The sequence below is a fragment of the Nonomuraea sp. NPDC052265 genome (assembly GCF_044547985.1).
Classification (GTDB): domain Bacteria; phylum Actinomycetota; class Actinomycetes; order Streptosporangiales; family Streptosporangiaceae; genus Nonomuraea.
The window spans coordinates 39,862-54,803 of record NZ_JBIUBJ010000021.1 but is presented as its reverse complement, the minus strand read 5'-3'; the positions used below and the strand labels follow the sequence as shown (position 1 = coordinate 54,803).

At 73.3% G+C, this 14,942-nt stretch carries 15 protein-coding genes; 8 read left to right on the top strand and 7 right to left on the bottom strand.

From position 1 onward, the window contains the following. Nucleotides 1–120: 120 nt before the first annotated feature. Nucleotides 121–378 carry a hypothetical protein gene (locus ACIHAD_RS39630; RefSeq protein WP_397359921.1) on the top strand — a complete coding sequence of 86 codons (258 nt, stop codon included), beginning with the start codon at nt 121–123 and terminating at the stop codon, nt 376–378. On the opposite strand, the gene ACIHAD_RS39625 is transcribed toward ACIHAD_RS39630, so the two are convergent. The 3 genes from ACIHAD_RS39625 to ACIHAD_RS39615 are packed head-to-tail and all read right to left on the bottom strand — an operon-like array spanning nt 325 to nt 3,376. After that, the gene (locus ACIHAD_RS39625) at nt 325–1,320 is read right to left on the bottom strand and encodes a Gfo/Idh/MocA family protein (RefSeq protein ID WP_397359920.1); all 996 of its coding nucleotides are present in this window, start codon (nt 1,318–1,320) and stop codon (nt 325–327) included. The two genes, ACIHAD_RS39630 and ACIHAD_RS39625, sit on opposite strands and share 54 nt — an antisense overlap. Further along, nucleotides 1,317–2,498 carry an L-rhamnonate dehydratase gene (gene rhmD, locus ACIHAD_RS39620; RefSeq protein WP_397359919.1) on the bottom strand — a complete coding sequence of 394 codons (1,182 nt, stop codon included), beginning with the start codon at nt 2,496–2,498 and terminating at the stop codon, nt 1,317–1,319. The genes ACIHAD_RS39625 and rhmD overlap by 4 nt, the downstream gene beginning before the upstream one ends. Next, a complete protein-coding gene (locus ACIHAD_RS39615; protein WP_397359918.1) occupies nt 2,498–3,376 on the bottom strand; it encodes a MurR/RpiR family transcriptional regulator in 879 nt (292 codons plus the stop codon). Before ACIHAD_RS39615 ends, rhmD begins: the two co-directional genes overlap by 1 nt. 152 nt (nt 3,377–3,528) lie before the next feature. Here ACIHAD_RS39615 and ACIHAD_RS39610 point away from each other — a divergent pair, with 152 nt between their 5' ends. The 7 genes from ACIHAD_RS39610 to ACIHAD_RS39580 all read left to right on the top strand — a co-directional run bounded on the left by ACIHAD_RS39610 (nt 3,529) and on the right by ACIHAD_RS39580 (nt 11,737). Then, entirely contained in the window at nt 3,529–4,293 is a 765-nt protein-coding gene (locus ACIHAD_RS39610) for a sugar isomerase domain-containing protein (RefSeq protein WP_397359917.1), read from the top strand. 14 nt (nt 4,294–4,307) lie between these two features. After that, complete coding sequence (ngcE, locus tag ACIHAD_RS39605; RefSeq protein WP_397359916.1) at nt 4,308–5,708, top strand: N-acetylglucosamine/diacetylchitobiose ABC transporter substrate-binding protein; 1,401 nt, start codon at nt 4,308–4,310, stop codon at nt 5,706–5,708. Between the two features lie 6 nt (nt 5,709–5,714). Continuing rightward, nucleotides 5,715–6,617: a carbohydrate ABC transporter permease gene (locus ACIHAD_RS39600; RefSeq protein ID WP_397359915.1), complete on the top strand. Its 903-nt coding sequence runs from the start codon at nt 5,715–5,717 to the stop codon at nt 6,615–6,617. Nucleotides 6,618–6,619: 2 nt separating this feature from the next. After that, nucleotides 6,620–7,531, top strand: coding sequence for a carbohydrate ABC transporter permease (locus ACIHAD_RS39595; RefSeq protein WP_397359914.1), 912 nt, complete (start codon nt 6,620–6,622; stop codon nt 7,529–7,531). Next, the gene (locus ACIHAD_RS39590; protein WP_397359913.1) at nt 7,528–8,466 is read left to right on the top strand and encodes an N-acetylglucosamine kinase; all 939 of its coding nucleotides are present in this window, start codon (nt 7,528–7,530) and stop codon (nt 8,464–8,466) included. The genes ACIHAD_RS39595 and ACIHAD_RS39590 overlap by 4 nt, the downstream gene beginning before the upstream one ends. Further along, complete coding sequence (locus tag ACIHAD_RS39585; RefSeq protein WP_397359912.1) at nt 8,463–10,706, top strand: hypothetical protein; 2,244 nt, start codon at nt 8,463–8,465, stop codon at nt 10,704–10,706. The genes ACIHAD_RS39590 and ACIHAD_RS39585 overlap by 4 nt, the downstream gene beginning before the upstream one ends. A gap of 62 nt (nt 10,707–10,768) precedes the next feature. Then, entirely contained in the window at nt 10,769–11,737 is a 969-nt protein-coding gene (locus tag ACIHAD_RS39580) for an acetylxylan esterase (RefSeq protein WP_397359911.1), read from the top strand. Between the two features lie 53 nt (nt 11,738–11,790). Here ACIHAD_RS39580 and ACIHAD_RS39575 read toward each other — a convergent pair whose 3' ends face one another. From ACIHAD_RS39575 to ACIHAD_RS39560, 4 genes are all read right to left on the bottom strand, one after another. Further along, entirely contained in the window at nt 11,791–12,372 is a 582-nt protein-coding gene (locus ACIHAD_RS39575; protein WP_397359910.1) for a hypothetical protein, read from the bottom strand. A gap of 76 nt (nt 12,373–12,448) precedes the next feature. Further along, the gene (locus ACIHAD_RS39570) at nt 12,449–12,898 is read right to left on the bottom strand and encodes an ester cyclase (RefSeq protein ID WP_397359909.1); all 450 of its coding nucleotides are present in this window, start codon (nt 12,896–12,898) and stop codon (nt 12,449–12,451) included. 115 nt (nt 12,899–13,013) lie between these two features. Next, nucleotides 13,014–13,604, bottom strand: coding sequence for a LuxR C-terminal-related transcriptional regulator (locus tag ACIHAD_RS39565; protein WP_397359994.1), 591 nt, complete (start codon nt 13,602–13,604; stop codon nt 13,014–13,016). Nucleotides 13,605–13,648: 44 nt separating this feature from the next. Then, nucleotides 13,649–14,866, bottom strand: coding sequence for a sensor histidine kinase (locus ACIHAD_RS39560; RefSeq protein WP_397359908.1), 1,218 nt, complete (start codon nt 14,864–14,866; stop codon nt 13,649–13,651). Between the last annotated feature and the right edge of the window lie 76 nt (nt 14,867–14,942).

The window sequence follows — 14,942 nt, the reverse complement described above, 5'->3', positions numbered from 1 at the left end:
GGCGTCGGGGACGATCACGGTCATGGGGTACGACGAGCTGGTCGCGGAGGCGTCGGCGGCGGCGATCGAGGGCTGGGACCTCGCCGGGCCGCCGCCGGGCTGACCGAGGCGGGGCTCACCGTGACGTGGAGCGCGCAGGCCCGGGTGCGGACGGTGTTCCACGACGTCGGGGCGCTCGTGCTGTTCCTGCGGATGGTGCCGTGGCAGGCCCCCGCCTTCGACGCCGTCCGGCACGGCCACCGCCTGCGCGCCCTGCACGAGCGGATGGCAGGCGGCCGGCCGCTGACGGCCCACGCCCACCGCTTCGCGCTGCCGGCCCGCCGCTCACCGGGGGCGGGGGCGCGGCGGGACGATGACGGGGTGGCCGGTTCTGGCTGACTCGTAGGCGGCTTCGACCAGGGCGACCGCCGCCGCCGCGTCGTCGCCCGGCGCGTGGTTGGGGCCCCGGCCCGCGATCAGCTCCCCGAACGCCTCCACCGGCGCGTGTTTGGCCCACGCGGCGTGGCTCGGGTCGGGGGACAGGCGGACGAGCGCGCCGTCGGGCCGGTGGACGGTGGCCGTGCCGTGCTGGAGGTCGTGCTCGACCATGCCGGCGGTGCCGTACAGGCGCAGGCGCTGGCGGGTGGGCAGGCCCTCGGGCACGGTCCCGGTGGCGGTCAGGGAGCCCACCGCGCCGCCGGTCAGGCGGAAGGTGAGCGCGTCGACCACGTCCACCGGCAGCGAGCGGTGGTCCATGAAGGCGAAGACCTGCTCGGCGCTCTGCCCCGTGGCCCTGGTCAGGGCGCCGGCCAGATGCGTGAGCTGCGAGTGGCCCTGACCTCCGGCGGCCGGGGCGGCGTAGGTGGCCGAGCCGGTGAACAGGCTCATCATGACGGAGGAGAAGTCGCCGTTGACGCAGACCAGCTCGCCGATCTCCCCCTCCCGTACGGCCTGCCGCACCCGGACGGCGGCGGCGCTGTACTGGCCGGTGTAGCCGACCGACAGGTGCGTCCCGGTGCGTTCGGCCGTGGCCACCAGGTCCCACGCCTCGGCCGCGGTGGTCGTCATGGGCTTCTCGACCAGCACGTGGACGCCCGACTCCAGCGCGGCCCTGGCCAGCGCGTGGTGCGTGGCGTGCGGGGTGGCGATGACGACGCCGTCCACCAGGCCGGAGGCGTACAGCTCGGCCGGGTCGGCGAAGGCGGGCACCCCGAGCTCGGCGCGTTCCGGATCGGGGTCGCACACGGCGGCCAGGCGCACCCCGGGCGCGGCCGCGATGGCCGGAAGGTGGGCGAAGCGGGCCCACCAGCCCAGGCCGATCACCCCCAGGCGGACGGTCACGCGACGCGCCGCAACGGGACGGACGGGTCGAGCTCCAGCCCGAAACCGGGCGCGTCGCCGAGCCGCACCCGGCCGTCCACGGGGAACGTCTCGCCGGTGCAGAGGGGATGTTGCGGGACGAGCCAATCGCAGTCGCCCACGAACATGCCGAACTCGGCCAGCGGCGGCTCGGGCCGGGTGGCCACGAAGTGGTAGGCGTAGTGGCCGCCGGTGTGGGGGACGAGCCGCACGCCGTGGGCGCGGGCCACCGTGGAGATCCGGCGCAGCTCGGTGAGCCCGCCGCACCAGTTGGGGTCGGGCTGCACGACGTCGACCCCGGACTCGCAGAGCAGGCCGAAGCCGGCGGCGGTGTACTCGTGCTCGCCCGAGGCCAGCGCCATCGGCGACGGCAGCCGGTCGCGCAGGCGCCGGTGGGCGGCGTAGTCGTCGGGGCGCAGCGGCTCCTCGATCCAGTCGAAGCCGAGCGGGGCGACGGCGTGGGCCAGGCGGGCGGCGTAGTCGACGTCGAGCGACATCCAGCAGTCGTACATCAGCGGGAAGTCCGGGCCGGCCGCCCGGCGGGCCTGCTCGGCGATCGAGACGTTGGCGCGGAAGCCGTCCTCGCCCTCGACGGGGGCGTAGGTCAGGGGGATCTTCGCGCCCCGGAAGCCGAGCTCGCGGGCGGCCTCGGGACGCGGGCCGGTCGCGTACAGCTCGACGTCGGCGTGCACCGCCCCGCCGAGCAGGGTGTGCACGGGGGTCTGGGTGATGCGGCCGTGCAGGTCCCAGATCGCCAGGTCGACGGCGGAGATCGCGTGCAGGGCCAGGCCCTTGCGCCCGTAGTGGAGGGTGCTGTTGAACATGCGGTCCCACAGCCGCTCGTGGTCGAAGGGGCTCTGCCCCCGGACGAGATAGGCCAGGTGGAGGGCGGCGAGGGTGGCGACCACCACGCCGCCGTTGGTGGTGCCGAACCCCACGTGCCCGGACGCGCTCTCGACCTCGACGACCACGGTCTGCTGCGAGTCGGGCCCGATGGCGGCCATGCGGTCGTCGCGGAAGTCGGCGTGCTGCGACATGGGGCTGGCGACCTTGCGCCGCTTCCACTGGCGCAACGCCTCGCCGTCGCCGGGATCGGCCGCCGCGGGCGGCAGGTTGACGAAGTCGGCCACGAAGACGCGGACGTCGGTGATCCGGTCCATCAGCTCCCCTGGTTCTTGTACGGCTGGACGGCCTGCTGGGCCGCCGCCATGGTCTCGCCGGCCTGGTCGAAGGTGCGCTGGGCGACGGTGATGAACAGCACGTCGATCACGGCGAGCTGGCCGTGCCGGGCGGCCATCGCCTCGGTGCGGAACCCGGTCTGCGCCACCCGGGTCAGCAGCGTCAGCTCGGCGCGGGCGGCCAGCGGCGAGGCGGGGTCGTTGCAGATCGCGATGGTGGCCGCGCCGTGCGACATCGCCTCGCTCACCAGGTCGACCACCTCCTTGGTGCGCCCGCTGTGCGAGATCGCCACGACCACGTCGCCGGGGCCGAGCAGCGCGGTGCCGCTGAGCGCGATGTGCGTGTCGGTCGAGGTCCAGGCCGGCACGCCGACGTGGTAGAGCCGTTGCTGCAGCTCCGAGGCCACCGTGGAGCTGCCTCCGGCGCCGAACACCCACACCCTGCGGGCCGCGGCGATCAGCGAGCAGGCGCGCGCGGCCGCCGCCAGGTCGAGCCCGGCCAGGGTCTCGGTGGTGGCCTGGGCGATCGCGGCCGAGACCACCTCGGCGATGCGCGGCAGCCCGTCGTGCTCGGTCACGTCGGCGCCGATGCTCAGGCTCCACGGCTCGGCCTTGGACCGGCCGCTGTCGGAGGCCAGCGCCAGGCGCAGCTCGGCGTAGCCGTTCAGGCCGAGCGAGCGGCACAGGCGGGTGACGCTGCCGGTGGAGACGCCGCACCGGTCGGCCAGGTCGAGGATCGTCAGGCGGGCCACCGCGCCGGGATCGGTCAGCACCAGGTCGGCGATCGTGCGCTGCGCCTCCGGCATCGACGGCGCCATCTCGGCGATCCGGGCGACGACGCCCTCCAACGGGCTCTGCATGGATGTCCTGCCTCTCATCATCGCAACGGAGAATAATTTGTCTTCGCGTGACGCGTCAACCGCGAAGTTGTTATCGGGAACCCCTTGACGCGGGGCCGGACCGTCCCGCACCTTAGCGGCCACAGAGAAAAATTCATCGCTACCAGAACGGGATGCCGATGTCCTTCCTCTCCGCGGCCGGCTATTTCAGCGCGCTCCAGGACGTCCTGGGCAAGGTGAGCACGTCCCAGGCGCCGCTGGTGGACAAGGCGGCGGCGTTGATCGCCGACGCGGTCGAGGCCGGCGGGGTGCTCCAGGCCTTCGGCAGCGGCCACTCCGAGGCGTTCGCCCTGGAGCTGACCGGCCGGGCCGGCGGGCTCGTCGCCGCCAACCGCATCGAGCTGCGCGACCTCGTGCTGCTCGGCGGCGCGGAGCCCGGCGTGCTGTCCGACCCGCTGCTGGAGCGCGACCCCGGCGTCGCGTCGCGCCTGTACGAGCTGGCCGCGCCGCACCCGCGCGACGTGTTCGTCATCGCCTCCAACTCCGGGGTCAACGGCTCGATCGTCGAGCTCGCCGCCCTGGTCAAGGAGCGCGGCCATCCGCTGATCGCGGTCACCTCGGCCGAGCACTCCGGCCGCATGTCCTCCCGCCACCCCTCGGGACTGCGTCTGGGTGATCACGCCGACATTGTGCTGGACAACGGCGCGCCGTACGGCGACGCGATCCTGCCGTTGCGCGACGGCGGCCGCGTCTGCGGCGTCTCCTCCATCACCGGCGCCCTGCTGGCCCAGCAGATCGTGGCCGAGGTGGCCCGCCGCCTGGAGGAGTCGGGCACGCGGCCGCCGGTGTACCTGTCGGCGAACGTCCACGGCGGCGACGAGCACAACCGCCGCCTCGAAGAGCGGTACGACGGGCGCATCCGCCGTACCACCAGGTAACCAGGAGTACCACCATGAACCACCCCTCCCGGCGGCAGCTCCTGCGCGGAGCCGCCCTGACCGGGGCCGGCCTGCTGGCCACGGCCTGCGCCGTCCCCGGCGGCCCCGCCGCCCCCGAACCGGCCGCCACCGGCGCCATCAGCGCCGCCAACCCGCTCGGCCTCGACGAGAACGGCCCCCTGGAGATCGTCATCTTCGACGGCGGCCTCGGCGACGCCTACGCCACCACCATCCACGAGCCGCTGTTCCTGAGCCGCCATCCCAAGGTGCGGCTCAAGCACTCCAGCACCAAGGAGATCTCCGGCACGCTCCAGCCGCGCTTCGTCGGCGGCAACCCGCCCGAGGTCATCAACAACGACGGCGCCCAGGCGCTCGACCTGGCCGCGCTGGTGCAGGGCGGCCAGCTCCAGGACCTCACGCCGCTGCTGGAGGCCCCCTCCTGGGACGACCCGGGCACGAAGGTGCGCGACGTCCTGCTGCCCGCCGCCGTCGAGGCGGGTTCCTTCGACGGCCGTCCCTACAGCCTGCCGTACGTGTTCATGATCTTCGGCTTCTGGCACTCCGCCAAGCTGTTCGCCCAGAAGGGCTGGACGGCCCCCGCCACCTGGGACGACTTCCTCACCCTGTGCGCCACGATGAAGAAGGCCGGCATCGCGCCGTTCGCCTACGCCGGCAAGTACCCGGGATACGTGTGGGAGGCCATCCTCACCATGGCCGTCAAGCACGGCGGCCCCGAGGTGATGAAGCGGGTCGACAACCTGGAGGACGGCGCCTGGCAGGCCGACGCCCTGACCAGGGCGGCCGCCGCGTTCGGCGAGCTGCACGCCAGGGGGTTCCTGCTGCAGGGCACCGAAGGGCTCAACCACACCGAGTCGCAGGCCAGGCAGAACAGCGGCGAGGTCGCCGTCATCCCCAACGGCTCCTGGCTGGAGAACGAGCAGAAGAAGGTCGCCCCCGCCGACTTCGGCTACGCCATGTTCCCCGTCCCCGCGCTGGAGGCCGCCGAGGCGATGCCGGGCACCGCCCTGCACGCGATGCCCGGCTCCGGCTTCGTCGTCGCCGCCAGGAGCCGGAACCCGGCGGCCGGCATGGAGTACCTGCGCGCGATGGTCTCCCGCGAGGGCGCCGGCAAGTACAGCGGCCTGATCAGCACCCTGACCACGGTCCGCGGCGCGGCGCTGCCGCCGCAGGCCGGGGCCGGGCTCAAGAGCGCCGCCGCCGCGCTCGACGCCGCCGGGACCGCCCTGGTCAACTGGCGGGTGCACGAGTGGTACAAGGAGCTCGCCACCGAGCTCGACGCCGCCACCGGGCAGCTCATGACCGGCGGCATCACCGCCGCCCAGTGGGCCGAGCGGCTGCAGCGCAAGGCCGACGCCGTCAAGAAGGACTCCTCGATCAAGAAGTTCTCCAGGTAACCCGCCGTGCGGCACGGACGGCGGCGCTTCGCCGCGACCTTCCTCGCCCTCCCCGTCCTCCTCTACGTCGTCTACGTCGTCTCCCCGTACGCGCAGGCGTTCCAGATCTCGATGACCGACTGGCGCGGCATCGACGCCAGGCCCGCGTTCGTCGGGCTGGACAACTTCCGGCGCCTGCTGGCCGACCCCGTCTTCTGGAAGGCCCTCTCGCACAACGCGATCCTGCTGGCCGCGCTGCCGGTCATCACGCTCGGGCTGGCGCTGCTGTTCGCGTACCTGCTCAACGCCGGAGGCGACCGGCCGGGCACCGGCGTCGCCGGGTCGGGCTTCTACCGGGTGGTGTTCTTCTTCCCGCAGGTGCTGTCGGTCACGATCGTCGCGGTGATGTTCCAGTCGGTGCTCCGCCCCGACCGCAGCGGCGTGATCAACGGCCTGCTCATGCGGCTCGGCCTGGAGCCGGTCGGCTTCCTCACCGACCCCGGCCTGGCCCTGTGGTCGATCCTGGGCGTGCTGGTCTGGCAGGCCGTCGGCTTCCACGTCGTGCTGTTCTCGGCCGGCATGGCCGCCATCCCGCGCGAGCTGCACGAGTCGGCGCAGATCGACGGGGCCGGGCGGGCCGCGTCGTTCTTCCACGTCACCCTGCCGCTGCTGCGGCACACCGTGCAGGTCGGCTGGGTCTATCTCGGGGTGGCCGCCTTCGACGCGTTCTCGATCGTGTTCGTGTTGTCGGCCGAGCGCGGCGGCCCCGACTACAGCACGACCGTGCTGGCCAACGAGGTCTACCGCAACGCCTTCGGCTACGCGAAGTTCGGCTACGCCTCGGCCCTCGGGGTCGCCCTGTTCTTCTGCACGATCACCTTCGCCGCGCTCACCCTCCGGCTGACCCGGCGCGACAAACTGGAGTACTGACGATGGCAGTCGACGTCCGTCCCGCCGTGGGGCGGCGCGCCGCGAGCCCGGCCCGGCGCGAGCTCGGGCTCCGCCGGTCGGCGCACGTGGTGCTCGCCCTCTGGACGGTCCTGGTGGTCGTCCCGATGGCCTGGACCCTGCTGGCCTCCTTCAAGGACACCGCGGAGATCTTCGGGCCCGCCTGGACGCTGCCCGCCCGGCTGCGGGCCGGCAACTGGGTGCGGGCCTTCGAGCAGGCGCACATCGGTACGTACCTGGTCAACACCGTGATCGTCGTGGCGCTGTCCACGGCGGGCACCATGATCCTGGGCTCGATGGCCGCGTACGTGCTGGCCCGCTACCCCTTCCGCGGCAGCGGCGCGGTGTACCTGCTGTTCGTCTCCGGCATGGCCTTCCCGGTCTACCTGGCGCTGACCCCGCTGTTCTTCGTGGTCCGGAACAGCGGCTCGATCCCGCTGATCGGGCCGCTCATCGGGCTGGACACGCGCGGCGGGCTGGTGCTGGTCTACATCGCCTACTCGCTGCCGTTCACCGTGTTCTTCCTGACGGCCTTCTTCCGCACGCTGCCCGGCTCGGTGGCCGAGGCGGCGTTCATGGACGGCGCCTCCCACACGCGGGTGTTCCTCCAGGTGATGCTGCCCATGGCGCGGCCCGCCCTGACCGGCATCACCGTCTTCAACGTCCTGGGCCAGTGGAACCAGTACCAGTTGCCGCTGATCCTGCTCAGCGGTAACGCCCGGGACAAATGGGTGCTCACCCAGGGCATCGCCGACATCTCCACCGCCACCGGCTACAGCGCCGACTGGGGAGCCCTGTTCGCCGCGCTCAGCATGTCGATCCTGCCCATGCTGGCCGTCTACGTCGCCTTCCACCGGCACATCCAGGCCGGCATGACGGAAGGGGCGGTCAAATGACCCTCGTCCTCGGCCTCGACGTGGGCGGCACCACCACCCGCGCCCTGGTCGCCAGCCTGGACGGCACGGTGCTCGCCAGGGCGTCGGGCGAGGGTGGCAACCCGGTCGCCCACGGGGCGGCGGCCGTGGGCAGGGTCGGCGCGACCGTGCGCGAGGCGCTGAACGGGCTCGACCCGGGGCGCGTACGGGCCGGGGTGATCGGGCTGGCCGGCGGCATGGGGCGGCACGCCGCCGACTTCGACCGGCTGTGGGCCCGGCTCGGGCTCGGCAGCGCGCCCCGGCTGGTCAGCGACGTCGAGCTGGCCTTCGCGGCGGGCACCGAGCAGGACTCCGGCACGGTCCTGGTCTGCGGCACCGGCGCCGCCGCCTGCCGGATCGCCGGCGGGACGACGGCGCGGTGCGCCGACGGGCACGGCTGGCTGCTCGGCGACCTCGGCTCCGGCGTGTGGATCGGCCGCCAGGCCATCCGCCGCACCCTCCGCACCATCGACCTCACACCCCCCGCCCCCTCCCCACCCGCACCCCTCCCGCCGCTCGCCGTCGCCGTGCTGCGGCAGCTCACCGGGGGCGTCGCCGCGGACCGGGCCGCCGCGGGGAAGGTGATCGAGGCGGTGCACGCCGCCCCGGTCCCCGTCATGGCGGCGCTGGCCCCCGTCGTGGCCCGCCTCGCCCTCCAGGGCGACCCCGACGCCGCCGACGTGCTCGCCCGCGCCGCCGCCCACCTGCTGGCCACCCTCGACACCGTCCGCGACCCGGGGGAAGGCTCGCCACTCGTCCTCGGCGGCGGCCTGCTGAGCGCCGGGTCCCCGCTGGCCGCGACCGTACGGCGGCAGGCCGCCGCCCGCTGGCCCGCGGCCCCGATCAGCCACGCGGGCGACGGCGCCATGGCCGCGGCCCGCCTCGCCCGCCACGACCTGCGAAAGGCGCTTCGATGAAACGCACCCTGTTATGCCTGGCCCTGGTGGCCTCCGGTCTGACGGCCCTGCCCGCCCCGGCCACCGCCGCCGTGACCCCGCAGCTCACCGACACCTTCGAGCACGCCCACGACATCGACCCCACGTACGGGCTCAACGACTCCCTCGGAGCACGGCAGAGCGGCGCCGCGCGCGGCGTCACCTACACCCGCGTGTCCGGCTCGTGGACCACCGCCACCCCGCCCGAGCCGTACTACTCCCAGGTCAACCATCCGGACTACCCGGGCAAGCTGTCCTTCGCCCTGGCCCGCTCGGCCGTCCGCCTGGACGCCCCCCTCGCCCAGGACCAGGACGACGCCTACACGGTCTCGGTGACGCTGGACCCCGACCCCGAGCTGCGCGGCACCGACGGTGACTGGAGCTCGGTCATGCTGTCGCGCAGCCCGTCCTCGGTCGGGTACGTCACCAGCGCGGACGTCCAGCTCGGCCTCACCGTGGCGCGCAACGGCCAGGTGCAGCTCTTCCGCGCCGGCAACGCCCTGTGGAGCAGCCCCCTGAAGACCACCCGGACGGGCGACGGCTTCCACGTCACCCTCGCGGTCGCCGGGGCGTCCAAGGCCGACCCGTCCGTCACCGCCACCGTCAACGGCGTCACCCGCACCACCGGACTCGGCACCCCGGTCCCCAAGCCCTACCTCTACCTCGGCGCGTACGTCAGCGACGACAAGCAGGTCAGCACCGCCGACGACCTGACCGTCAGCCGCCTCTCCCGCTTCGCCGACACCTTCGACGACGCCCAGGACACCGACCCCGGCTACGGCCTGAACGACGCGCTGGCCAAGCGGCAACCGCCGCTCGGCACCTCGGCCTACACCCGCGTCTCCGGCGACTGGCTGTCCTTCGACCAGCCACCGCCGTACTACTCGCAGGTCAACCATCCGGACTTTCCGGGCAAGTTGTCGTTCGCGCTGCGCCGCTCGGCCGTCCGCCTGGACGCCCCCGTCTCACCCGGCCAGGACGACGCCTACACGATCTCGGTGACGGTGGACCCCGACCCCGAGCTGCGCGGCACTCCGGGCGACTGGAGCTCGATCATGCTCTCCCAGAACCGGGACTCCAGCGGCTACGTGACCAACGGCGACGTACGCCTGGGCCTGACCGTGGCGCGCAACGGCGAGGTGCAGCTCTTCCGCGCCGGCAACGTCCTGTGGAGCAGCCCCCTGAAGACCACCCGGACGGGCGACGGCTTCCACGTGACCCTCGCGGTCGCCGGGGCGTCCAAGGCCGACCCGTCCGTCACCGCCACCGTCAACGGCGTCACCCGCACCACCGGACTCGGCACCCCGGTCCCCAAGCCCTACCTCTACCTCGGCGCGTACGTCAGCGACGACAAGCAGGTCAGCACCGCCGACGACCTGACCGTCAGCCGCGTCGACCTCTACCCGAACGTGGAGTACTACGGCTACTTCGCCACCGACGCCCTGCGGAGCTGGGGCAACCACCTGCCCGAGGTCACCGGCTTCGCCAACCTGCACTGGATCAGCGTCTCCCCGGACTGGGACGTCCCCGGCGGCGGTTACAAGGTCGCCGACCTGGCCGGCTGCCCGCCGCGCTCGTGCGCCCTGTACGTCGGCGAGGAGTTCTTCCCGCCGGAGACCTGCAAGGGCGACAACGTCTGCCCGATCGACGCCTCGCTCAACCGCTGGAAGGCGTTCGTCGAGATGGTCAAGCCGTACAAGGACCGGATCGGGGCGATCTACCTCAAGGACGAGCCGCAGATCTACGGCGTCACCAACGCCGACCTGCAGACCATGGCCACGGCGGTCAAGGCGTCGATGGCGCCGGGCAAGGGCTTCGGGCCGTACCCGATCATGCTGACCCTGGCCAACCAGGACGTGAAGCCCTCCACCCTCATCCCCGCCGAGGTCGACTGGGTCGGCGTCGACGACTACGCGGCCGACGAGGCCAAGCTCGACGGCATGCTGACCACCCTCGAACGGATGACCGGCGGCGCCAGGCGCACCTACCTGTTCCCGCCGACCGCGGTCGCCCGGTACACCGGCCGGTACGACACCAACGAGAAGATCGAGGCCGTCCAGCGGGTCTACTACGACCTGGCCAAGAAGCACCAGAGCGTCGTCGCGATCATGAACTTCGGCGTCTGGGTGGACACCGGGGAGCCGATGACCTCGCCGTACCAGATCCCCCGCACCTGGGACATCCAGGAGCGGTTCGGGGTCGCGGTCACCGTCAAGAACTGACGCCCTTCACACCCGGCGGCCACGGCCGCCCACCGCCTCACCCGCGACCCCAGGGAGACCCCATGCCGCTGTTCGACCTGCCGCTCGACGAGCTCGTCGCCTACCGTCCCGACGTGGCCCGCCCGGACGACTTCGACGACTTCTGGACGGCCACCCTCGACGCGCACCCCCCGGCCGCCCCGGCGTTCACGCCGGTGGACGCCGGCCTGCCGCTGGTGGAGGTGTACGACGTCACCTTCGCCGGGTACGGCGGCGCCCTCATCCGCTGCTGGCTGGTGCTGCCGGCCGCCGCCACACCGTTGCCGTGCGTCGTGCAGTACCTCGGGTACGGGCGGGGCAGGGGAGAGCCGTACTCGTGGCTGACCTGGCCCGCCGCCGGGTACGCCACGCTCGTCATGGACTCCAGGGGCCAGGGCCTGCTGTCCGCCGAGCACGTCGGGGCCACCCCCGACCCCCTCGGCGCGACCCAGGGCATGCTGACCCACGGACTGCCCGACCGCGACGGGTACTACTACCGCAGGCTCTACACCGACGCCGTCCTGGCCGTGGAGGCGGCCCGTGCCCATCCGGCGATCGACCCGTCCCGGATCCTGGTGGCCGGCGGCAGCCAGGGCGGCGGCCTGGCGCTGGCCGTCGCGGGCCTGCGCCGGGACGTGGCGGGCGCGCTCGTCGACGTGCCGTTCCTGTGCCACTTCCGGCGCGGCGTGGAACTGGTCGGCACCGAGCCGTACGCCGAGATCACCCGGTTCTGCGCCGCCAACCGGCACGCCGTGGACCGCGCCTTCGACACCCTGTCCTACTTCGACGGCGTCAACCACGCGGCCAGGGCCACGGCCCCCGCGCTGTTCTCGGTCGGCCTGATGGACCAGGTGTGCCCGCCGTCCACCGTCTACGCCGCGTTCAACGCCTACGCCGGGCCCGCCGAGATCGTCGTCCACCCGTTCAACGGCCACGAGGGCGGCGCCTCGACCCGGCTGCGCGGCCAGCTCGCCTGGGCGGAGAAGGTCACCGCGGGCCTCTCGCCCTCCTAGGCGCCGGGCAGGCTCGCCGCCCCGCGGGGGCGCCGTCGAGCACGGGCTCACTCTCACACGCTCCACGCCTCGTGGACGGTGGTGATGGCCGAGGAGACGGGCCGCCCGCCGGGCCGCGTGACGGCCGGAGCACCCGGCACGGGGACGCCGTCGACGGTGATCGAGGCGTGCTCGCAGGGGATGATCTGCATCGACAGCCCGTGGCTGAGGCCCAGCAGCGGGAAGTCGGCCATCGCGAACGGCCTGGCGTCCAGCGGCCCGGTGATGGCGACCGACATCCCGGCCCCCGTGGCGTGCGCGCCCGTGGCGGGGTCGACGCGCAGCTCCACGTCCGCCCGTTCCACCCGCGCGACGGGCCAGGACGGCAGCGCCGTGGCCTCGTCGAAGTGCCGTACGAAGCGCTCCTCGATCCACGCCCCCAGCCGCGCGTCGTCGCTGGCGACGCGCAGCGCGGCGGGCGTCCACACCACCAGGACCGCCCCGGCGCCGTGGGTGGACCAGTCCACCTGCCACAGGGAGGCGTACCCGGTGGGGGTGTCGCCGTCGTACAGGGTGACGTACGGGTTGGCCCCGGCGAGCAGGGGCCGGCGGGTCACGTAGGCACTCGCGGGCGTGCCCTCACTGGTGCTGAGCATGAACCGATCATGGACGCTCCCACCCCTCGGAGGCCAGCCCGTCGCGGGGCCGCCGCCGGCCCGCGACGGCCGGGTGTTACCGGACCGGCGCCTGCTCCTCGACGAAGCCGAGCTGCCGGAGCTGGGCGTAGAGGTCCACGACCCCCCACAGGTCGGTGATCCGGCCGTCGGAGAGGCGGGCGATGAAGATCTCGTCGTACGCCACCGCCCGGCCGGTCGCGGGCCTGCCCCGGTACTCGCCGGTGTGGGTCCCGGTGACCTTCTGCCTGGAGATGATCTTGTCCTCCGTGACGATCAGGTCCTCGACCGACACGTGAATGTCGGGGAAGGCCCGCAGCAGGACGTCCCAGACGCGTTTCTGGGCCTGCACTGCGGGCAGAGCGCCCCCCTCCGCCGTGTGGAACCGCGCGTCCGGGTGGAGGAACTCCTCGGCCGCCTTGGAGATCACCTCCAGGTCGCCGCTGTTGACGGCGTCGTGGAAGCGCTGGTACGTCTCCCTGTTGCGGGCTTCCTCGGTTGCCGGCATGTCGCCTCTCCTCACTCGTGACAGGAGACCCGGCGGGAAGACCGGCGCCTCCACAGTGATCGACGGGACAGCCGCCCGGTTTGTGAGGCCGGGCGGCCGATCGGCCCCGGAGAGGTCAGCGGTTGAGGTAGGCGAGGACGGCCAGCACCCGGCGGTTGTCGTCCTCGGACTCGGGCAGCTGGAGCTTGCCGAAGATGCTGGAGATGTGCTTGTTGACCGCGCTGGCGGAGATCACGAGCTGGTGCGCGATCGCCGTGTTGGAACGTCCGGCGGCGATCAGGCTCAGCACCTCCCGTTCGCGCGGGCTCAGCTCGCCGGTACGGCCGCGCGCGTCCCCGCGGGTCAGCAGCTTGGCGATGACCTGCGCGTCCATCGCCGTGCCGCCCCGGGTCACCGAGGTGACCGCGTCGATGAACTGCCCGGTGTTGGCCACCCTGTCCTTCAGCAGGTAGCCGACCGCCCCGGCGCCGTCGGCCAGCAGCTCGCGGGCGTAGAGCTGCTCCACGTACTGCGACAGCACGAGCACCGGGAAGCCGGGCCGCTCGCGGCGCGCCTGGATCGCCGCCTGCAACCCCTCGTCGGTGAACGACGGTGGCAGCCGCACGTCGACGACCGCCACGTCCGGCCGCTCCTCGGCCAGCGCCTTGCGCAGCGACGGCCCGTTGTCGACCGCGGCCACGACCGTGAAACCGTGCTCGGTCAGCATGCGGACCAGCGCGTCCCGGATGAGGAACAGGTCCTCGGCGACGACTACTCGGACCTGATCGCGCACGGCACCTCCAGATGCACCCGGGTGGGCCCGCCGGGCGGGCTGTCGACGGCGATCGTCCCGTCGAAGACGGCCAGCCGGCTCTGGATGCCGCGCAGCCCGGTGCCGTCGGCCGGATCGACGCCGCCGCCGCCGTCGTCCACGACGTCGCAGCTCAGGATCCCGTGCCGGTGGCCGAGCGTGATCTGCACGGTCGCCGCGCCGGCGTGCTTGGTGGTGTTCGCCAGCAGCTCGTTGACGGCGAAGTAGACGGCCGACTCCACCGGCGGCGCGGGCCGTCCGGCCAGGTCGGAGGACACCTCGACGTCGAGCAGGCAGTCCAGCGCCAGGGCCCGGATCGCGTCGGCGAGGCCGCGGTCGGCCAGGACCGGCGGATGCACGCCGCGTACCAGGTCGCGCAGCTCGTCCAGGGCCTTGGAGGAGGACTCGCGGGCCGTGGCCAGCAGGGCGCGGGCCGCGTCGGGGTCCTCGTCGAACAGCCGCTCGGCGTGGCCCAGCCCCATGCCCAGGGCGACCAGCCGGGCCTGCGCGCCGTCGTGCAGGTCGCGCTCGACCCGGCGCAGCTCGGCGGCCTGCGCGTCCACGCTGTCCGCGCGCGTCTCCACCAGCGTCTCGACCCGCTGCTCCAGCGCGGACGTCCGCGACGGCCCGAGCAGTGCGCCGGCCCACCGGGCACGCAGGCCCAGCAGCATCGGACCGATGTACAGGCCGAGCGCGATCAGCGCGAGCCCGACCGGGATCGCCGCCAGCGCGGCGGCCGTCGAGGTGACGTGGATGACGCCGTAGGCGTTGGCGCCGCCCGCGCGGGCGTTGGCCCGCCACACGAACGGCTGCACGGCCACGCCGTACAGGCCGTAGAGCGGCATGCCGACCGCCAGCGCCGACGCCCACGTGCCCATGATCGGGTCGAGGACCCCCCAGAGCACGTCCCGCCAGGTCGCCGGGTCCCTCAGCAGCGCGGCCGTGTCCGTCCCGGGTCCGTAGGGACGTTCGACGCGTACGCCGATCCGGCCCGCCAGCCGCCGGGCCGCGTCCGCGACCGTCCGCAGCAGCGACACCGCCGGAGGGAACACCCACCGGCCGAGGCCGGCCACCGCCGGCACCGCGCTGATCACGACCAGGACGGCCGCCACGACGCCGGCGACCGAGAGGCCGATCATGGCCAGCGCCAGCACCGGCGTCACGAGTCTCGCCTTCACCCCTCGTCTCCCCGTCGTCCTCGTCCTCGCGTTGCGCGCCCGTGGCATCATCGCACCTTCCTCCGGAAATCCCATG